The organism is Pantoea sp. SS70 (assembly GCF_029866845.1).
Taxonomy (GTDB): domain Bacteria; phylum Pseudomonadota; class Gammaproteobacteria; order Enterobacterales; family Enterobacteriaceae; genus Pantoea; species Pantoea leporis.
This window is the reverse complement of record NZ_CP117199.1, coordinates 1,800,921-1,820,939: the sequence shown is the minus strand read 5'-3', so window position 1 is coordinate 1,820,939 and position 20,019 is coordinate 1,800,921. Positions and strand designations below refer to the sequence as shown.

23 protein-coding genes and 1 other annotated feature are annotated in these 20,019 nt (G+C 53.5%); of the genes, 7 read left to right on the top strand and 16 right to left on the bottom strand.

The features are described 5' to 3' along the window. Positions 1-34 precede the first annotated feature (34 nt). The 15 genes from PO881_RS08480 to PO881_RS08410 all read right to left on the bottom strand — a co-directional run bounded on the left by PO881_RS08480 (position 35) and on the right by PO881_RS08410 (position 12,903). The gene (locus tag PO881_RS08480; protein WP_280172743.1) at positions 35-778 is read right to left on the bottom strand and encodes an EAL domain-containing protein; all 744 of its coding nucleotides are present in this window, start codon (positions 776-778) and stop codon (positions 35-37) included. A 314-nt stretch (positions 779-1,092) separates the two neighbouring features. Then, complete coding sequence (locus PO881_RS08475; protein WP_280172742.1) at positions 1,093-1,551, bottom strand: NlpC/P60 family protein; 459 nt, start codon at positions 1,549-1,551, stop codon at positions 1,093-1,095. Between the two features lie 69 nt (positions 1,552-1,620). Continuing rightward, positions 1,621-2,367 carry a vitamin B12 ABC transporter ATP-binding protein BtuD gene (gene btuD, locus PO881_RS08470; RefSeq protein WP_280172741.1) on the bottom strand — a complete coding sequence of 249 codons (747 nt, stop codon included), beginning with the start codon at positions 2,365-2,367 and terminating at the stop codon, positions 1,621-1,623. Next, entirely contained in the window at positions 2,368-2,913 is a 546-nt protein-coding gene (locus tag PO881_RS08465; protein WP_110866017.1) for a glutathione peroxidase, read from the bottom strand. Positions 2,914-2,952: 39 nt separating this feature from the next. Further along, a complete protein-coding gene (gene btuC, locus PO881_RS08460; RefSeq protein ID WP_101764571.1) occupies positions 2,953-3,936 on the bottom strand; it encodes a vitamin B12 ABC transporter permease BtuC in 984 nt (327 codons plus the stop codon). 90 nt (positions 3,937-4,026) lie between these two features. Further along, on the bottom strand, positions 4,027-4,389 hold the full coding sequence (locus PO881_RS08455; protein ID WP_280172740.1) for a DUF2502 domain-containing protein: 363 nt from the start codon (positions 4,387-4,389) through the stop codon (positions 4,027-4,029). A 191-nt stretch (positions 4,390-4,580) separates the two neighbouring features. Continuing rightward, positions 4,581-4,883, bottom strand: coding sequence for an integration host factor subunit alpha (ihfA, locus tag PO881_RS08450; RefSeq protein WP_007892687.1), 303 nt, complete (start codon positions 4,881-4,883; stop codon positions 4,581-4,583). A 4-nt stretch (positions 4,884-4,887) separates the two neighbouring features. Then, positions 4,888-7,275 (bottom strand): phenylalanine--tRNA ligase subunit beta, encoded by a 2,388-nt coding sequence (pheT, locus tag PO881_RS08445; RefSeq protein ID WP_280172739.1) that lies wholly within the window; start codon positions 7,273-7,275, stop codon positions 4,888-4,890. 14 nt (positions 7,276-7,289) lie between these two features. Further along, a complete protein-coding gene (pheS, locus tag PO881_RS08440) occupies positions 7,290-8,273 on the bottom strand; it encodes a phenylalanine--tRNA ligase subunit alpha (protein WP_280172738.1) in 984 nt (327 codons plus the stop codon). Positions 8,274-8,344: 71 nt separating this feature from the next. Next, positions 8,345-8,470: a sequence feature (Phe leader region), on the bottom strand. Further along, positions 8,421-8,465 (bottom strand): pheST operon leader peptide PheM, encoded by a 45-nt coding sequence (gene pheM / locus PO881_RS08435; RefSeq protein WP_106120997.1) that lies wholly within the window; start codon positions 8,463-8,465, stop codon positions 8,421-8,423. (Overlaps the previous feature by 45 nt.) A 116-nt stretch (positions 8,471-8,586) precedes the next feature. Further along, positions 8,587-8,943 (bottom strand): 50S ribosomal protein L20, encoded by a 357-nt coding sequence (gene rplT / locus PO881_RS08430; protein ID WP_007892678.1) that lies wholly within the window; start codon positions 8,941-8,943, stop codon positions 8,587-8,589. Between the two features lie 170 nt (positions 8,944-9,113). Beyond that, on the bottom strand, positions 9,114-9,311 hold the full coding sequence (rpmI, locus tag PO881_RS08425) for a 50S ribosomal protein L35 (protein ID WP_004157374.1): 198 nt from the start codon (positions 9,309-9,311) through the stop codon (positions 9,114-9,116). Positions 9,312-9,410: 99 nt separating this feature from the next. Beyond that, positions 9,411-9,962, bottom strand: coding sequence for a translation initiation factor IF-3 (gene infC / locus PO881_RS08420; protein WP_036621995.1), 552 nt, complete (start codon positions 9,960-9,962; stop codon positions 9,411-9,413). Beyond that, positions 9,958-11,895, bottom strand: coding sequence for a threonine--tRNA ligase (thrS, locus tag PO881_RS08415; RefSeq protein ID WP_101764575.1), 1,938 nt, complete (start codon positions 11,893-11,895; stop codon positions 9,958-9,960). Before thrS ends, infC begins: the two co-directional genes overlap by 5 nt. Positions 11,896-12,141: 246 nt before the next feature. Further along, entirely contained in the window at positions 12,142-12,903 is a 762-nt protein-coding gene (locus PO881_RS08410) for a DUF481 domain-containing protein (protein ID WP_101764576.1), read from the bottom strand. A gap of 331 nt (positions 12,904-13,234) precedes the next feature. Between PO881_RS08410 and ghoS the strand changes: the two genes are divergently transcribed. Together ghoS and PO881_RS08400 are read left to right on the top strand one after the other, a co-directional pair. After that, positions 13,235-13,525, top strand: coding sequence for a type V toxin-antitoxin system endoribonuclease antitoxin GhoS (gene ghoS / locus PO881_RS08405; protein WP_137385661.1), 291 nt, complete (start codon positions 13,235-13,237; stop codon positions 13,523-13,525). Positions 13,526-13,614: 89 nt separating this feature from the next. Further along, the gene (locus tag PO881_RS08400) at positions 13,615-14,508 is read left to right on the top strand and encodes a fructosamine kinase family protein (protein WP_280172737.1); all 894 of its coding nucleotides are present in this window, start codon (positions 13,615-13,617) and stop codon (positions 14,506-14,508) included. 4 nt (positions 14,509-14,512) lie between these two features. On the opposite strand, the gene PO881_RS08395 is transcribed toward PO881_RS08400, so the two are convergent. Continuing rightward, positions 14,513-15,049: a YniB family protein gene (locus PO881_RS08395; protein ID WP_280172736.1), complete on the bottom strand. Its 537-nt coding sequence runs from the start codon at positions 15,047-15,049 to the stop codon at positions 14,513-14,515. Positions 15,050-15,191: 142 nt separating this feature from the next. Here PO881_RS08395 and hxpB point away from each other — a divergent pair, with 142 nt between their 5' ends. The 5 genes from hxpB (at position 15,192) to PO881_RS08370 (ending at position 19,902) form a co-directional block, all read left to right on the top strand. Continuing rightward, positions 15,192-15,860, top strand: a complete 669-nt coding sequence (gene hxpB, locus PO881_RS08390; protein WP_280172735.1) for a hexitol phosphatase HxpB — start codon at positions 15,192-15,194, stop codon at positions 15,858-15,860. A 157-nt stretch (positions 15,861-16,017) separates the two neighbouring features. After that, positions 16,018-16,854, top strand: coding sequence for a 5-dehydro-4-deoxy-D-glucuronate isomerase (gene kduI, locus PO881_RS08385; RefSeq protein WP_280172734.1), 837 nt, complete (start codon positions 16,018-16,020; stop codon positions 16,852-16,854). 13 nt (positions 16,855-16,867) lie between these two features. Then, entirely contained in the window at positions 16,868-17,629 is a 762-nt protein-coding gene (kduD, locus tag PO881_RS08380) for a 2-dehydro-3-deoxy-D-gluconate 5-dehydrogenase KduD (RefSeq protein ID WP_110866010.1), read from the top strand. A 140-nt stretch (positions 17,630-17,769) separates the two neighbouring features. Further along, on the top strand, positions 17,770-18,360 hold the full coding sequence (locus PO881_RS08375) for a metal-dependent hydrolase (protein ID WP_110866437.1): 591 nt from the start codon (positions 17,770-17,772) through the stop codon (positions 18,358-18,360). 150 nt (positions 18,361-18,510) lie between these two features. Next, positions 18,511-19,902 (top strand): L-cystine transporter, encoded by a 1,392-nt coding sequence (locus PO881_RS08370; protein WP_192413538.1) that lies wholly within the window; start codon positions 18,511-18,513, stop codon positions 19,900-19,902. Positions 19,903-20,019: the final 117 nt, after the last annotated feature.

Sequence of the window (20,019 nt, the reverse complement as noted above, 5' to 3'; positions counted from 1 at the left end):
AACGCCGACGCGGCGCGGAAGACAGGCGAAAGGGTTACTGCTGCGAAGGCGTATGTAAATTCAGGTCGGAATAGATGAGATCGTTAAGACGTTCAGCTTTCACCACCGGGAACAGGCTGCCCTGTAGCTGCGCACCACTCAACGTGGTCATCTTTTCCATCATTTGGTTATCGTCAATACCACAAATAATGATCTGGTCCGCAAAATCGGAAAAATTATTGATAACTGTCTGAATAAAAGGCGTAAACGAGGCGCGCTTGGCCAGGTTATGAATAAAGGCTTTATCCAGTTTTAACACGCTAAACAGATTATCGTACACCGCGGTTGCCGGTGCTTTTCCTGCGCCAAATTGTGAAAGCGATAAACGAAACTCACTTTGTAATGCTGCAAGCAATGGATGGGATTTACCCAAAGATAATTGCGGAAACGTTTCGCTGATATCTAAAACAATAAAAGGGATTTGTCGGAATTTCCTTAACAGAAATTCGCTGGCTAAAAGTGTATTGGCCATAGAATCATCAATACGTACCAACGCGGTAATTTGATTAATCTCAAAAAAGTCGCGGTACTTTTCCAGCAATGAAAGCTGGCTCTGCAGCAAACGTAATTGCTGCGCATCGTCCAATTGCGGCAACAGCAAATCCTGCGGCAGCGTAATAGGTGCGCTGTCGTGGACAAATTGCGTCACCAGCTCGACCGCAGTCAGCTGGCCCGCCAGAGAGTAAACTGGATAAAACCAGGTTTCCGACTGATAGTCGGCAGACAAATGGACTTTCATTTTTCAAGCCAGAAGCAATGGCAATTGGCGCATCGTATATCAACGAATACCACCAGGCAATAGGACCAAACGTTTGAAGAGGTGCCGTTTTAGGTCTTATTACGCTGATTTAAACCGCAAATAATACTTAAGCCAAATAAGCCGGGGTTAATGTCCATACCAATTAAATAAATTTAGCTTTATTATTAGTATTAAATCAATGGCGGGTAAAGTGCCATTTTAAATGATAGTTAAATATCGGCAGAATTCAGATTTAATTCAGGGTGAGATACCCTTTCTTTTTTCGCGTCTTTATTAAGCGATAACAACGCTATTTAGATGCGACGCGCCTGCCAAAATACTTTACGCCAGTAAACATTATCCAGCGACGAGCGGATCACGCCCTGGCTGGTTGAGGCGTGAATAAAGGTGTTGTCGGTATCGTAAATACCGACGTGCAAACCGTTTTCTCCACTGCCGGTTTTGAAGAACACCAGATCGCCAGGCAGCAGATCGCCCTTGTCGATGCGCGTACCAATGTCGGTTTGATCAATGGTCGAGCGTGGCAGTTGCATATCGAATTTATCGCGGAAGGTGAGATAGACGAAGCCGGAACAATCTACGCCACCGCGGCTTAATCCGCCATAGCGATACGGCGTTCCCCGCCAGCGGCTCAGCTGATCGTTGAGTTGGGCAATCACGGTGATAGAGTCAGACAAACGGCCATTCGGCGGCGGTGCATGATGGCTACAGCCCGCCAGCAACAGTGCCAAAATCAAAATTCTCAGCCGCATCCGCCTTTTCCTCTCTCCCTTGTCCGGCAGACACTGTAGCGGCAAAGCGCTACGGCACGCAATCCTCTGTCAGGGAATAAACAGCAGCGGACCTTGTGCGGTATCAATTTGTTCAAACGGGGTTTGGTAAAGCGGCGCTAAATGCGCAGCGGTCAGCACCTCGCTGGCCCTGCCCTGACGGAAAACCGCGCCTTGATGCATTAACCACACGCGCTCGGCATGGCGCAGGCTGTGGTTGAGGTCGTGTCCGCTGGCAACAATCGCCAGACCGCTGTAACACAGTTCGGCCAGCAGCTTATCGACCGCACGTTGCTGCGCCACGTCGAGTGCACTCATCGGCTCATCCAGTAGCAGCAGTTTGCCGCGTGGATTGATCGCCGGATGAACCTGCAACACCACGGCAGCCAACCGCACGCGTTGCCATTCGCCACCAGAAAGCTGCGTAAGACTGCGCGTCAGTTTGTCCTGCAGCGCTAACTGCGCGAGCACCTCTTGTAACACGCAGTCTGTTTTCGCCGTATGTGCGGTGATATGCATGCGTAAGTAATGCCACACCGGCATTTGTCCCGGCGCCATCTGCTGTTGCGGCAGCCAGCCGCGCAGCGGGGCCAATGCTGCACCGTTTAACGTGGACAGCGGCGCGCCATCCAGCAGAATGCTGCCCTGACTCGGCAACAAACCGGACAGCGCGTTGAGCAAGGTACTTTTGCCGGCGCCGTTCGGCCCCACCAGATGCACTAATTCACCGGCGTTAACGCTAAGTTCAACGGGAGCCAGCCGCCCTGTGACGCTGACTCCCTGACACTGCAATAGCATTTATTCGGCCAGCGCCTGCTCTACACTTTTCAGGATGATGGGATCGTCTGGCGTCATATCCGGTGAGAAGCGCGCAATGACTTTGCCCTGCTTATTAATAAGGAATTTTTCGAAGTTCCACAGGATATCGCCTGGCGCTTTCGGCGCGCGCCCTTTGCTCTCCATGCGCTCGAGGAAACCGCTGCCTTCCGGGCGTTGCGCCACCGGCTGCGCCGCCGTCAGCTGCGCATAGAGAGGGTGACGATGCTCGCCGTTGACATCGGTTTTATCGAACATCGGGAAAGTGACGCCGTAAGTGGTGCTGCAAAAGGTTTTGATCTCTTCGTTACTGCCCGGCTCTTGCTCGAGGAACTGATTGCATGGGAAGCCAAGCACGCTGAACGGCTTATCCTGCCAGGCTTTCTGCAGCGATTCTAACTGCTCATACTGCGCCGTCAGGCCACATTTAGATGCCACATTAACTACCAGTAGCACCTTGCCCTCATAGGCCGCCAGCGTGGTTTTTTCACCGTCCAGCGTAACCAGTTCTGTCTGATAAATGCTCATAGTCGATTCCTGTTGTTGATAACACGTTGCCAGCCAAAGCTAGCGCGAAGACTTCACTAATAACATGATAAATAGCGGCGCGCCGAGCGTGGCCGTTACCACGCCAATCGGCAGTTCGGCAGAGGTTAACACCAGCCGCGCAATAATATCCGCGCCAAGCAGCACTGCGGCACCGGCTAACGCCGCCGCAGGCAACAAATAACGATGATCGCTAAAACCGCTGAGACGCAATAGATGCGGGATAACCAGACCAATAAAACCGATCGCACCCGCCATCGCTACGCTCACGCCCACCAGCCAGCCCATCGCCAGCACCAGCAGGTTGCGCCACAGCAGCAGCGGTAATCCGAGCTGACGTGCCGAGGTTTCGCCCAGCGCCAGCAAATTCAACGTGCGTGCGGTGGCGATCAGCAGCAGCGTTACCGGCAGCAGCGCCAACATCATCCAGCCATAGCGCCAGTCGATGCCGCTAAAGCCGCCCATCATCCAGTACATCAACTGGCGCAGGTCAAGGCTGGTGCTAAAGTACACTGCCCACGTCATGATGGCGCTACAGATAATGCCGAGCGCCACGCCGGTCAGCAGTAAGCGGCTCACTGAGAGTTGTTTGTGAGCGAAGTGCAGCAGCATCAGCGTGATCAGCAGCGCACCGGCCATGGCCGCCAGCGCTAAGCTCCATAGCGAACCGTTACCGAGCATCACGCCTAATACCAGACCAATCCCCGCCCCATTAGACACGCCAAGTAAGCCGGGTTCCGCCAGCGGATTATTGAACAGCGCCTGCATCACCACACCGCACACCGCCAGTGCCGCCCCCACCAGCAGCACCGCCAGCGTGCGCGGCATGCGCAGCTGCCAGACGAACAGATCGCCTTCCGCCGAAAACCATTGTGTGGGAGAGATCCAGCTGTCGCCGGCACACAGGCTAAGCCCGATGAGCAGCAATAGCAGCGCAATGAGTGCGATGAGCCAGCGCTGGCTGCGGCGATTTGCCTGGGAAGCAAGCTGATCCAGCAGAGTCATAGATAAGATTGGCTGAGAAAACAGAGATTTGATTGTAGTGGGATTACAGCAAAAAGAAAGCGGCGCTGTGGAGGCGCCGCTGGAGAAGCCTTACTGATGCGGAGGAAGCGGCTGACCATGATTATCACGCTTCTGCTGATTGTCACGCTTGCCGTGATGCTGCGGTTGCGGCTGACGTTTGTCGTCGCGGTGCGGTCCATTGCCCGGATGCTGCGCCTGCCAGCCGTTACCGTTCCAGTAACCGTGCGGACCTTTGGTGCCGATGCGCTGGTTGTGGTGCTGTTTCCACCACGTTGGCGCGCGCCAGTCGTAGCCATCCCAATAGTAGCCACGTTTATCCTGATCGCCGATATGCACCGAAACGCCCGGCGTGTTGATGCTGACGGAAACATTGGCGCTAGCCAGCAGCGGCATGCCTAACAAGACACTTAATAAAATTGCTGTCTTTTTCATTATTCGAACCTTTTGCTCTGTGATGGCGCTGTTATAACAAAAGTGTTGATGCCGTCACTATCGGTGAGGACCGATTTTCGCCCTACTTTCCGGATACTTACTAAATCCTTACATCGTGAATAAATCGTGAGGAGCGGCCAGATTTAAGACAAAAAAAAAGGCCGCTAAGCGGCCTTTTTGTCGTACTGAAATTAGTCAGCATCCTTGGGTGTCGCGTTCTCGACGCGACTTTTCAACTTCTGTCCCGGACGGAATGTCACCACTCGGCGCGCGGTGATAGGAATATCTTCCCCCGTCTTCGGGTTACGGCCCGGACGCTGGTTTTTGTCACGCAGATCAAAATTACCAAATCCGGACAGTTTTACCTGTTCTCCGTTTTCCAACGCGCGGCGAACCTCTTCAAAAAAAAGTTCTACCAACTCTTTGGCATCGCGTTTGCTCAACCCGAGTTTTTCAAACAGGTACTCTGACATTTCAGCTTTTGTAAGCGCCATAGGTTCAATCCCTCAAGGTTGCCTGGAATCGCTCTTTTAATGCCGCAACGCATTTGGCAACGGTCGCGGCAATCTCCTCTTCTTCGAGTGTCCGGCTGGTATCCTGCAAAATCAGGCTAATCGCTAGGCTCTTTTCACCTTCGTTTACGCCCTTACCACGGTACACGTCAAACAAGTTTACGCCAACTACCTGATTTACGCCAACTTTCTTACACTCCGCAATGATATCTGCTGCAGGCACATTTTCAGCCACCACAACGGCGATATCACGACGGTTTGCCGGGAAGCGAGAAATCTCGCGCGCATCAGGCAGGACGCGGTCTGCGACCTTATTCCAAAGCAGTTCAAACACTAAGGTGCGACCATTCAGATCCAGCTTACGTTCCAGCTCTGGATGAACCACCCCGATAAATCCGATTCGTTCGCCGCGTAAATAAATGGCGGCGCTTTGTCCTGGATGCAGCGCCGGATTGGCTTCCGCACGGAAGGAAATCTCATCAAGTTTACCGGTCAAATCCAGCAGCGATTCTAAATCGCCTTTCAAATCATAGAAGTCAACCGTCTGACGCGCCAGATCCCAATGCTCTTCATAGCGATTGCCGCTTAAAACGCCGGCCAGCATAAGATCCTGGCGGATACCCAGATCGGCCTGTGTATCAGGAACAAAGCGTAAACCGCTTTCAAACAGGCGTACGCGGCCCTGCTGACGGTTTTGGTTATACACCACCGCGCCCAGCAAACCGGTCCACAGCGACAGGCGCATTGCCGACATATCGCTGGAGATTGGGCTGGGCAGGATCAGCGCCTCTTCGCCCGGATGCAGCAACTGCTGCAGTTTGGGATCAACGAAGCTGTAGGTAATCGCTTCCTGATAACCTTTATCTACCAACAGATTTTTCGCACGCTTCAGCGACAGGTCGGCTTCACGATGCTGCGTCATGATCAGGCTGGCTTTCACCGGCACATCGGGGATATTGTTATAGCCGTAAACGCGCGCCACTTCTTCGACCAGATCTTCTTCGATAGCCATATCGAAACGCCAGCTTGGCGCAACGGCTTGCCACTCTCCTGCACTCACTTTCACTTCGCAACCCAAACGCGTCAGGATGTCAGTAACCTGTTCGTCAGCAATGACATGGCCAATCAGACGATCGAGCTTTTCACGGCGCAGCGTGATGGTGGCGCGTGGCGGCAGCGCGCTCGCGTCAGTTTGGTCGATGACCGGGCCCGCTTCGCCGCCACAGATGTCGAGCAACAGTTGCGTCGCGCGTTCAATCGCTTTGTGCTGCAACGCTGGATCGACGCCACGCTCGTAACGATGAGATGCATCGGTATGCAGGCCCTGACGGCGAGCGCGGCCGGTGATCGCCAGCGGATCAAAGTAGGCGCATTCGAACAGCACATTTTGCGTCTCTTCATTGACACCGGAATGCTCGCCACCAAAGATGCCGCCCATCGCCAGCGCTTTGTGGTGATCGGCAATCACCAGCGTGTCGCTGCTGAGTTTAGCTTCGGTACCATCCAGCAGCGTCAGCACTTCGCCCTCTTCTGCCATACGCACCACGATGCCGCCGTCGATGCGGTCGAGATCGAAGGCATGCATCGGCTGGCCAAGCTCCAGCAGTACAAAGTTGGTGATATCGACCACCGGATCGATTGAGCGAATACCGCAACGACGCAGCTTCTCACGCATCCACAATGGCGTATCGGCTTTGACGTTGACACCTTTCACCACGCGGCCAAGGTAGCGCGGGCAAGCGGCGGTGGCATCAACGCGAATCGGGAAGGTATCGTTGATGGTGGCTTTTACCGGCTCAATTGCGGGAGCCGTCAGCGGCAAACCGTTCAAAACTGCTACATCACGCGCAATCCCGATGATGCCCAGGCAATCGGCGCGGTTTGGCGTGACGCTGATTTCAATGGTGTTGTCATCCAGCTGCAGATAGCTGCGGATATCGGTGCCAATTGGCGCATCGGCTGGCAGCTCGATGATGCCGTTGTGATCGTCGGAAATACCCAGCTCAGAGAAGGAGCACAGCATGCCTTCAGACGGCTCGCCACGCAGTTTTGCCGCTTTGATTTTGAAATCGCCCGGCAGCACAGCGCCAACGGTCGCTACCGCCACTTTCAGGCCCTGACGGCAGTTTGGCGCGCCGCAGACGATATCCAACAGGCGATCGCCACCGACGTTGATTTTGGTGACGCGCAGTTTGTCGGCATTCGGATGCTGGCCGCACTCAACCACTTCACCCACCACGACACCGTGGAACGCACCGGCAACCGGATCCACGCCGTCCACTTCAAGGCCGGCCATGGTGATTTGCTCAGACAGCGCAGCGCTGTCCAGGGCTGGATTTACCCATTCGCGTAACCAGAGTTCACTGAATTTCATTGGATAACCTGCCCTTATTTAAATTGTTTGAGGAAACGTAAATCATTTTCGAAGAAGGCGCGCAGATCGGTCACACCGTAGCGCAGCATGGTGAGACGCTCCATGCCCATGCCAAACGCAAAGCCCGAATAAATTTCCGGATCGATGCCAACATTGCGCAATACGTTCGGGTGCACCATGCCGCAACCCAGCACTTCCAACCACTTGCCGTTTTTACCCATCACGTCCACTTCTGCGGACGGTTCGGTGAACGGGAAGTAAGAAGGACGGAAGCGAATTTGCAGATTCTCTTCGAAGAAGTTGTTGAGGAAATCGTGCAGTGTGCCTTTCAGGTTGGTAAAGCTGATTTCTTTATCGACAATCAAACCTTCCATCTGGTGGAACATTGGCGTGTGCGTCTGATCGTAATCGTTACGATAAACACGGCCTGGCGCGATGATGCGGATTGGCGGCTGCTGGTTTTTCATGGTACGGATCTGCACGCCTGAAGTTTGGGTGCGCAGCAGACGCGTGGCATCAAACCAGAACGTGTCGTGATCGGCACGCGCCGGGTGATGGCCGGGAATGTTCAGCGCATCAAAGTTGTGGTAATCGTCTTCAATTTCCGGACCTGTTACCACCGCGAAACCCAGTTCGCCGAAGAAGGTTTCGATACGATCGATAGTGCGGGTCACCGGATGCAAGCCACCATTCTCAACGCGGCGGCCAGGCAGCGACACGTCGATGGTTTCCGCAGCCAGACGCGCATTCAGCTCCGCACTTTCCAGCGTCTCTTTGCGCGCGGTAAGGCGGTCCTGCACTTGCTGTTTGGCCTCGTTGATGACCGCACCCGCAGCCGGGCGATCTTCTGCCGGCAGTTCACGCAGGGTGGTCATTTGCAGCGTCAGATGCCCTTTCTTACCCAGAAATTCGACGCGCACGGCGTCCAGAGCAGCGATATCCGCCGCCTCGTCGATGGCGGCCGTGGCACGAGCCACCAGGTCTGCGAGTTGGGACATGATTTCCTCTTCTTCCAGCCGGGCTGGTCAGTTCTCGTTGGGATCAGATGATCCGATTAAGTGTCGCCAGAAACAAAAAAGCCTCCACGAGGGAGGCTTTCAGCGCGATTTTTCGTTTCTTTTCTTATGCGCAAAAGCCCCTGATGTTCAGGCGCTAAAGTAAAAAAAGAAACGGAAAATAGCAGCATTCATGCTTGCGTTACCTTGTCATATTTAGAAACCGCACTATTGAAATGCGCAGCGGCCAAAATGTCAATCTTTTGCGTGAGTTGCGGGTAATAAAAAAGGGAGCAAGCTCCCTTTTTCAACTGACTTACGCCAGAGCTGATTTTGCTTTTTCAACAAGTGCAGTAAATGTCACTTTGTCGAATACAGCGATGTCAGCCAGAATCTTACGGTCGATTTCAATAGAGGCTTTTTTCAGGCCATTGATGAAACGGCTGTAAGAGATACCGTTCTGACGAGCCGCAGCGTTGATACGCGCGATCCACAGTTGACGGAACTGACGCTTACGTTGACGACGGTCACGGTAAGCATACTGACCAGCTTTGATAACAGCCTGGAAGGCAACGCGGTATACACGTGAACGTGCACCATAGTAGCCTTTAGCTTGTTTTAAGATTTTCTTGTGACGTGCGCGAGCAATTACACCACGTTTAACGCGAGCCATGTGAGCTCTCCTATATCATATTCTGTGATTTCCCTTCATCTTTCGTGCCGCAGCGGCGGTGGCTGTCTTCATTCATCCCAGTCACTTACTGATGTAAGTTCAGGGATTCATTCAGTTGCCGCCTTGCTGCAACCCGAAATCTTTCGGGGAATTAAACTAAAAAAATTTACTTATGCGTACGGCAGGCAGGCAATAACCAGACCCAGATCGCCTTTAGACACCATGCCTTTCGGACGCAGGTGACGTTTACGCTTAGTAGACTTTTTAGTCAGAATATGACGCAGGTTCGCGTGCTTACGCTTGAAGCCGCCAGAAGCGGTCTTCTTGAAGCGCTTAGCGGCGCCACGTACAGTTTTAATCTTTGGCATTTTTACAAATATCCACTTCGCATTGTTAATAAAATGAATCAGACAGGCGAATAAAAATCCGCACAACGCAAGCGCTGCGCGGCTTTATTACTTGAAGGCCTACTGTTTCTTCTTAGGAGCGAGCACCATGATCATCTGACGACCTTCGATCTTCGAAGGGAAGGATTCGACAATCGCCAGATCCATGTCTTCACACAGATCTTTACGGACGCGGTTAAGCACTTCCATACCGATCTGCTGGTGCGCCATCTCACGACCGCGGAAACGCAGCGTGATTTTGGCTTTATCACCCTCTTCCAGAAAGCGAATCAGGTTGCGTAGTTTGACCTGATAGTCGCCATCATCGGTACCAGGACGGAATTTGATTTCCTTGACCTGGATAACTTTCTGCTTCTTCTTCTGTTCCTTAGAAGACTTGCTTTTTTCATAAAGGAACTTGCCGTAATCCATGATACGGCAAACCGGCGGTTCGGCGTTCGGGCTGATTTCAACTAAATCTACGCCGGCTTCTTCAGCTTTCTCAATGGCTTCACGCAGGGTGACAATGCCAAGTTGCTCGCCGTCTACGCCAGTTAAGCGCACTTCGGTGGCACGGATTTCGCCGTTGATACGGTTCGGACGTGTTGGTTGTACTCGTTTTCCGCCTTTAATAACCTGTTTCCTCTAATTGGTGAAGATGTCGGCTGCGAATCTCTTGTTGCAGCTTCTCAACAAACACATCTACGTCCATGCTCCCAAGGTCTTTACCACGGCGGGTGCGCACGGCAACTTTGCCTGCTTCCACCTCTTTGTCACCGCAAACCAGCATATAAGGGACGCGACGTAATGTGTGCTCGCGGATTTTAAAGCCTATCTTCTCGTTTCTCAAGTCTGCTTTGACACGAATGCCAGCATTCTGCAATTTCTTCGTCAATTCACTGACGTATTCTGACTGACTGTCGGTGATATTCATCACCACAGCCTGCACCGGCGCCAGCCAACTCGGGAAGAATCCAGCGAATTCTTCGGTCAGGATGCCGATAAAGCGCTCCATTGAACCGAGAATTGCGCGATGGATCATTACCGGTGTCTGGCGGTCGTTGTTTTCGCCGACAAAAGTCGCGTCCAGACGCTTCGGCAGGGAGAAGTCTAGCTGAACGGTACCACACTGCCAGGCGCGGTCGAGACAATCGTACAGGGTAAACTCAATTTTAGGGCCGTAGAAGGCACCTTCTCCCGGCTGATATTCGAATGGAATATCATTCTCTTTCAGCGCTTCTGCCAAATCCACTTCCGCACGATCCCACATTTCGTCGGTACCGATACGTTTTTCCGGACGGGTCGACAGCTTCACCACGATTTTTTCAAAACCGAAGGTGCTGTACATGTCGTATACCATGCGGATACAGCTGTTCACCTCATCACGTACCTGATCTTCGGTACAGAAGACGTGAGCATCATCCTGGGTAAAGCCGCGCACGCGCATCAGACCATGCAAGGCACCTGATGGCTCGTTACGATGGCAGCTACCAAACTCCGCCATACGCAGCGGCAGGTCGCGGTAGGATTTCAGACCCTGATTAAAGATCTGAACGTGGCCTGGGCAGTTCATCGGCTTGATGCAATATTCACGGTTCTCTGAAGAGGTGGTGAACATGGCTTCTTTATAGTTCTCCCAGTGCCCGGTTTTCTCCCACAGCACGCGGTCCATCATGAACGGACCTTTCACTTCCTGATAGTCGTACTCTTTCAGCTTGGTACGCACAAACACTTCCAGCTCGCGGAAGATGGTCCAGCCGTCATTGTGCCAGAACACCATGCCCGGTGCTTCTTCCTGCATGTGGTAGAGATCAAGCTGCTTACCGATTTTACGGTGATCGCGCTTCGCCGCTTCTTCCAGACGCTGCAGATAGGCAGCCAGCTGCTTTTTATCCGCCCAGGCCGTACCGTAAATACGCTGCAGCATTTTGTTGTCGCTGTTGCCGCGCCAGTAAGCCCCGGAGATTTTCTGCAGTTTGAAGTGATGGCAGAAACGCATATTCGGCACGTGCGGACCGCGGCACATGTCGATGTATTCTTCATGTTGATACAGGCCAGGACGATCGTCGTGGCTGATGTTCTCGTCAAGAATGGTGGTTTTGTAGCTTTCGCCACGCTCAGCAAACACGTCACGTGCTTCCTGCCAGCTCACCTTTTTCTTCACCACATCGTAGTTGGTTTCAGCCAGCTGGTGCATACGCTTTTCCAGCAGCTCAAGATCTTCCTGGGTTAAGGTATGTTCCAGGTCAACGTCATAATAGAAACCGTTATCAATCACCGGGCCGATCGCCATTTTGGTGTTTGGCCACAGCTGCTTAATCGCATGCCCTAACAGGTGCGCGCAAGAGTGACGAATGATTTCTAAACCGGCGTCGTCTTTAGCGGTAATAATCGCGACCTGAGCGTCCTCGGTGATCGGATCAACCGCATCAACCAATTCGCCATTCACGCGACCCGCGATGCAGGCTTTCGCCAAACCCGGTCCAATATCCAACGCAATATCCATCACGCTGACCGGACGGTCAAAGCTGCGCTGGCTGCCATCAGGAAGAGTAATTACTGGCATTTCATATCCTTAATTGCAGTGGTAAGCCACACGAAAGCCTACATGCAAAAATGAGTTTCGTAGTGTGTAACCCGGCGTGATGTCAGACCCACGTTGTCGGAATGACGCCAGGAATGTAAAGCGGCGATGATAATAGCAGCTTTCGCCGCCGATCAAAACCCGTGCAGAGATTCGCTAAGCTAAAGAGAAATAAAAAAAACCGCTGCGAGGCACAGGCCTGGCAGCGGTGATTCACATCCGTCTCGCTTACATTGAGTATGAGAGCTGGATCGTGGTTTTGGTATCGGTACGATCCGGCGCAGATTCTGGCGGATTATTGTTCCAGGTCACGTTGTAGCCCAGCTTCAGCGCGAAATGGGCATTGATGGCCACCTGCAACGCGGTTTCTGAGTTCAGCGTGGTGTCTTCACCGAAGCTGCTCAGCACAGAAACACCCTGGATAAATTTGGTGGTATCTGTCAGCTGCCATTGATAGCTCACTGCACCATAACCCAATGCTTTGGTTTCATGGCCGCCATCATGGAAATCGTCGTAACGCACACCCGGACCGAATTCAGCACGCAGTGAGTGAACCGGGCCGCTGAGGATCTGACGACCGTAACCGGCGGTCAGCACATCGCGTGAGTCATAACCGTTGAAACGGTCGCTTAACCAGCTTGCCTGACCAAACAGGTAGTCAGCGCTGTTGAGGTTATAACGGCTACGGCCACCAATGTTGTAAGTCTCAGATGAACGCTCATCGTTTGAGGAGTTGTTTGCGGCGTTGCCCCACAGACTCAATGCGGTATTGGTTTGATACCACGTCATATTGGTAGACGCACTCAGCGAAGAACTGGTGGTGTTTCCAGTTTGAGCCAGGTAACCCGCTGACGCGCTGCCTTCAAACGGCTTTTTCGCCGTTGCAGGGTCATCCATGGAGGTGAAAACGGCGTTATCTGCAAAGGCCTGGTGACAAAATGCTCCAGCAGAGAGCAATAAAACAGCGGACAGCTTGTTAAAGGCTTTCATTAAAAGTAACCCGTACGACAGTTTAAAAAACGAAGAGTCTGAAGCGTTTCTCCGGCCAATCAATGCAATTTACCGTAAGTTTTGTAAAAAAGTATGTATCCGCATAAAAAACCAGGAAAGCCGCTGGACCGCTCTTTTAATGGGACTTTTCCCATTTTCGCTGCGCATTATAGGGGGCAATTACTCAAATAGCAGCCTGAAGGCTACACGATTTTTCTGAACTCTTTTGACAAAGCTTTACCTGCTATTTTCACTAATGAATTGGCTAAAATTCGCTCTATACTGCGCGCTGGTCTACGCTGAAATCTGTTCGATAACAATGAGGTGAATAATGAGTGACCATGATGTCAAACGTTACATTGTCACGTTAAAATATCAGGAAAGTGGACTCGGCGACGTGCAGTCAGTGACCAGTGCCATGATCAATGGCGGTTACAGCACCACCTTCAGCGATGATGAAGGTCATCCGCATGAGTTGGGCACCAATAGCTTCGGCATTGTCAGCGCGTTAGAGGAGCATGAAATAGCAGAGCAAGCCGCGGGATATGCCCAAATCGCGCTCGATCATAAACCTGAGGTCACCGTCATCACGTTAGAGGCATTTCTGAAACAACAATCCTGACGCAGTGCAAAAAACGGCATCGACGCCAGGTTTGCTCAGGTTTTGCGCGTTACAATCGAACTCACGCAGCGAACAAAGAGGATTACCCGATGTGGTCAGCCATTAGTCGTCTGTTAAGCGAGTACGCCGGTGATGCCGAAATCACCGATCGTCAGGAACTTCCCGGTGGCGATGTCCATCCCGCCTGGCGCATCCGCTATGGCGAGTTGGATGTGTTCGTCAAATGTAACACCCGCGATATGCTCACCTTGTTCAGTTGGGAAGCCGATCAACTCGACCTGCTGGCGCGCACGCAAACCGTTCGCGTCCCGAAAGTGTATGGCGTTGGCAATGATCGTGATACCAGCTTCCTGCTGCTGGAATATATTCCGCCTCAACCCTTTACCGCACAGAGCGCTTTCCAGCTCGGCCAGCAGTTGGCGCATCTACACCAATGGAGCGAGCAACCGCAATTTGGTCTCGATTTCGACAACAACATCACCACCTCACCTCAGCCGAATAGCTGGTTACGCCGCTGGTCAGTGTTCTTCGCTGAGCAGCGCATCGGCTGGCAGCTGCAACTGGCCGCGGAAAAAGGCGTGCACTATGGCGATACCGAACTGATTGTTGATTGTGTGCAGCGCACGTTAGCCAACCACCATCCGCAACCTTCTTTATTACACGGCGATTTGTGGCCCGCCAACTGCGCCGGCAGCGCAGAGGGTCCGTGGTTGTTTGATCCCGCCTGCTATTGGGGTGATCGCGAGTGCGATTTAGCGATGCTGAGTTACTACGCCGATTTGCCGCGCCAGATCTATGATGGCTACCAGGCGGTTTGGCCACTGGAAGACGGATTCTCGCAGCGTCAGCCGGTGTATCAGCTCTATTACCTGCTGAATCGCGCCAATGTTTTCGGTGGCAACTGGACGGGCGAAGCGCAGTTCGCCATCGGCCAGTTGTTAGATGAAGATGTGTTGGGCGAACGTCAGGCCAGACCGGCCTGACGTGTTACAGCATGCCGAGCAGTTTCAGCACAAAGTAGCCCGCGATTGCGATAATGATCGGCAGGATATAGAGCGGGAAAATCTGCAAGAAAATGGTGTGACGCGGGATGTGGATTTTCTCTTCCAGCTGCGCTCGCGTGCGCCCTTCACTGCCTTTGGCCTGTTCCATGATCAGCTGATCTTCAATTCCCTCTTTAATATGGCGCGACTGACGCCACATGCGCGCACCTGAAGCCTGCAGCGCTATGCCGATAAAGATCAGGATGTAGATCAGCCAAAACCCGATATTCGCGCCACCGTTAAATTCCGGCACCGGAGAGTTCTGCCAAAACACATTAAGAAACGGCGTATTGAACTTCACCATGTCGACCATGACATGCACAAAATCGAGCATCACGGCATCGATGCCCGGCTGCTTTTCACTGTGCTTAAACATAAAGCCCAGCAGCGAAATCATCGTGGATAACAATGCGGGTATAAAAATCACCCAGCCAGCCACTCGCTTAAGGATGGCGATGCGGACAGCCTGTTGGTAAGTCATGGTGTCTCCCTGAACCAAAAATAGTTTTGCCTAAGTCTACCTGTACTACTGCAATTTTTCCTGAAAAATGCGTGGCCTGCCGCAAGTCGGCTTTATCCGGCTCTCGTGCTATGGTAAGCCAAATTTCTAAGGGAGCAGTTATATGTCATATCGTCGTCCCGTATTGGCCGCCATCTTTGATATGGATGGATTGTTGATCGACTCAGAACCGCTGTGGGATCGCGCGGAACTGGATATATTCGCCAGCCTTGGCGTGGACATCACCCGCCGCCACGAGTTGCCCGATACGCTGGGTCTGCGCATCGATCAAACCGTGCGCATGTGGTTTGAAGCGCTGCCCTGGAGCGGCCCGGATCAACAGGAAGTGACGCAACGCATCATCGCCCGCGCGCTGGCGCTGGTGGAAGAGACGCGTCCGCTGCTGCCTGGCGTGGAGCAGGCGCTGCAACTGTGCCAGCAGCAAGGTTTGAAAATCGGCCTCGCCTCCGCCTCGCCGCTGCACATGCTGGAGCGCGTGCTGGAGATGTTTGACCTGCGCAAATACTTTGATGTGCTGGCGTCCGCGGAAGCGCTGCCGTACAGCAAGCCGCATCCGCAGGTCTATCTCGACGCCGCAGCCAAACTGGGTATCGATCCGCTTAACTGCGTCACGCTGGAAGATTCCTTCAACGGCATGATCGCCACCAAAGCCGCACGCATGCGTTCAATTGTGGTGCCGGCGGCCGAGCATCGTGAAGATGCGCGTTGGGCGCTGGCCAATGTGATTCTTGATGATTTAACCCAGCTCAAACTCGAACATCTGCACGGTTAATCGCAGCCCGCTTAACGCGGGCTTTTTTATGCAACTTGATCGCGCACGCAAATAAATAAAACATCGTTTCATTTTTATTGAATTCACATCTCATCCTGCCTAAGATGCCCAAAGACCCGCATCGGGACCACTTCCTTTAACTCTTGAGAGGCCTGAGATGGACATTCGTCAAAGCATTCATAGCGAGCATGCCAAAACCCTGGACACGGACGGCTTACGCCGTGAGTTTCTGATCGACAAGATTTTCGACGCCGACAATTACACCCTCACTTACAGCCATATCGATCGCATCATTATCGGCGGCGTGATGCCGGTGCAGAAACCGGTGACTATCGGCCATGAAGTGGGTAAGCAGCTGGGCGTCAGTTACTTTCTCGAACGCCGCGAACTCGGCGTAATCAACATCGGTGGACCCGGGGTGATTGAAGTGGATGGCAAAACCTGGGAGATTGATCAGCAGGAAGCGTTGTATGTCGGACAAGGCGCGCAGAGCGTGATTTTCTGCAGCAGCGATGCCAGCCGCCCGGCGAAGTTTTACTACAACAGCGCGCCGGCACACACCCATTATCCAGACAAAAAAATCACCCTCGACGAGGCTGTGAAAGCCACGCTCGGCGATGCCGCCACCTCGAACCGCCGCACCATCAACAAATTCATCGTGCCGGACGTGTTGCCAACCTGCCAGCTAACCATGGGATTAACCCGCCTTGATGACGGCAACTTGTGGAACACCATGCCGTGTCACACCCACGAACGTCGCATGGAAGTCTACTTCTATTTCGATATGGCCGACGACAGCGCCGTGTTCCACATGATGGGCCAGCCGCAGGAGACGCGTCATCTATTGGTCCATAACGAGCAAGCGGTGATTTCACCGAGCTGGTCGATTCACGCGGGCGTGGGAACGCAGCGCTATACCTTTATCTGGGCCATGGTGGGCGAAAACCAGGTATTTGATGACATGGACCACGTCAACATCAGCGCACTGCGCTAACAAGGAGCGAATCATGATACTCAACGCATTTAATCTTGCAGGCAAAATCGCGCTGGTCACCGGCTGCAATACCGGTTTAGGCCAAGGTATGGCGCTGGGTCTGGCGCAGGCGGGATGTGACATTATTGGCGTTAACCGCGCCGGACCGGATGATACGCAGGCCAAAGTTGAGGCGTTAGGCCGCCGTTTTTGGTCAATTCAGGCCGATCTGACCAAGCCATCCATCGTGCCGCAAATTGTTGAACAGGCGGTGGCGCAGGCCGGTCGCATCGATATCCTGGTGAATAACGCAGGCATCATTCGCCGCGAAGATGCACTCAACTTCAGCGAGCAGGATTGGGATGATGTGATGAACATCAACAGCAAAAGTCTGTTCTTCCTGTCACAGCAGGTTGCGCGGCAGTTTATCGCGCAAGGCAATGGCGGCAAGATCATCAATATCGCCTCGATGCTGTCTTTCCAGGGCGGCATTCGGGTGCCTTCTTATACCGCATCAAAAAGCGCAGTGATGGGGTTAACCCGTTTGATGGCCAACGAATGGGCGAAGCACGGCATCAACGTTAACGCCATTGCGCCGGGCTACATGGCCACCAATAACACGGAACAGCTGCGCAGCGATGAGTCACGCAACGAGGAGATTTTAGGCCGCATTCCATCAGGTCGTTGGGGCATCCCGGACGACATGATGGGCCCAATTGTGTTTCTCGCCTCCAGCGCCTCCGACTATGTGCAAGGTTATACGTTGGCCGTCGACGGCGGATGGTTAGCGCGCTAGGCTAACCTGTTCTTTTCCCGCGTCATTGTGACGCGGGAAAGTGAAAAATATTAACGCTTCGTTACAGCGTCACCATTCTCATTCACTGGATAAATCCCTATACTGGATGCATCGACAGTTTTATGCAGCCAGGTTCCATCATGACGGCCGAAGGCCATATCATTTTTGCCATTGCCAGCGCCATTTTTGCCAAGCGCGCGGAACTGACGCCAGTATTGGCCAGCGCCGACTGGTGGCATTTAGTGCCTGCTGCGCTGTTAACCTGCCTGCTGCCCGATATCGATCACCCTAAATCCGTGCTTGGCCAGCGCTTAAGGTGGCTATCTCATCCCATCGCCCGCATCTTTGGTCATCGCGGTTTTACCCACAGTTTGCTGGCGGTGGCGGTGAGTTTGTGGCTATTCCAGATCAATGTGCCCGCCGACTGGTTTCTTCCCGCCGACGTACTGCAAGGCATGACGCTCGGCTATCTCAGCCATATTGTCGCCGATATGCTCACGCCCGCCGGCGTGCCGCTGCTGTGGCCCTGCCGCTGGCGCTTCCGTTTGCCCATCCTGAATAGTCAAAAAGGTAACCAGCTGGAGCGAGCACTTTGCCTGGCGCTGGTCGGTTATGCGTTGTGGTTCCCGCCCGGCATGCCCTCTTTTGGTGCCAACGGCTGGCCGGAGCAACTGTTCAATACGCTACAAAATGGCGTCGGTCGGTTGGTTAATGGTCAAAACGGTCAATAAGCAGTCGAATCAAGCGTTAAAGTTATAAAGCATTCTTTTTGGGTATAAGCCCGCCCCACGCTGAACTGATAACATTCCAAATATTCCCTAACCGGGACTTACTGTTTTTCGTGCCATCCCAGGATGGCGCGTCACACCCTGGAGTTGAGCATGGATTTTCCCCTCATTATTAATATCGTGGCGTTTATCGCACTACTGATTCTGCTGAATCGGATTGGCAACCAAAGCTGGAGCCTGTCCAAACGCGTGCTGACCGGTTTGGTTTTCGGTGTGGCCTTTGGTCTGGCGCTGCAAACCATCTATGGCGAAAACAGCCCAACCGTGAAAGCGTCGATTGGCTGGTTCAATATCGTCGGCAACGGCTACGTGCAATTGTTGCAGATGATCGTGATGCCGCTGGTGTTCGCCTCGATCCTGAGCGCGGTCGCACGTCTGCACAATGCCTCATCGCTGGGTAAAATCAGCGTGCTGACCATTGGCGTGCTGCTGTTTACCACCGCAATTTCCGCGCTGGTCGGCGTGCTGGTGACCGGCCTGTTTGGCCTGAGCGCTGAAGGTCTGGTGCAAGGTGCGCAGGAAACCGCGCGTCTGAGCGCGATTCAGAGCAACTACGTGGGCAAAGTGGCTGACCTCAGCACGCCGCAGCTGCTGCTCTCCTTCATTCCGAAAAACCCGTTTGCCGATCTGGCGGGCGCCAATCCCACCTCGATCATCAGCGTAGTGATTTTCGCCGCCTTCCTCGGTGTGGCGGCGCTGCAACTGCTGAAAGATGACAAGGTCAAAGGCGAGCGCGTGATGGTGGCGATCGATACCCTGCAATCCTGGGTCATGAAGCTGGTGCGTTTGATCATGAAGCTGACGCCGTACGGTGTGCTGGCGCTGATGACCAAAGTAGTAGCAGGTTCCAACCTGCAGGACATCATCAAGCTGGGTGGCTTCGTGGTGGCCTCTTATCTCGGTCTGGCGATCATGTTTGCCGTACACGCACTGCTGCTGTCGGTTAACGGCATCAACCCAATGCGCTTCTTCCGTAAAGTATGGCCGGTGATCACCTTCGCCTTCACCAGCCGTTCCAGCGCCGCCAGTATTCCACTGAACGTGGAAACCCAGACGCGTCGCCTGGGCGTGCCAGAATCGATCGCCAGCTTCTCGGCGTCATTCGGTGCCACCATCGGCCAGAACGGCTGTGCCGGTCTCTATCCCACCATGCTGGCGGTGATGGTTGCGCCAACCGTGGGCATCAACCCGTTTGATCCAATGTGGATTGCAACGCTGGTAGGTATCGTGACGCTGAGTTCTGCCGGTGTGGCTGGCGTGGGCGGCGGTGCCACCTTCGCCGCGCTGATCGTGCTGCCGGCGATGGGCCTGCCGGTCACGCTGGTCGCGCTGCTGATCTCCATCGAACCGCTGATCGATATGGGGCGTACCGCGCTCAACGTTAATGGTTCAATGACCGCCGGTTCACTCACCAGCCGCTGGCTCGGATTGACCGACAAGAAAGTGCTGGAGAGCGACGAACACGCCGAACTGGCACACCGCTAAATTGATGAGTTGCAACAACGGTAGATCGCAAGGTCTGCCGTTTTTTTATGCCTGCGCGATATGCCCCGTAAGGTCGCCGTTTATGACGACCTTACCCGCTTTCCTCCCCAATTCAAC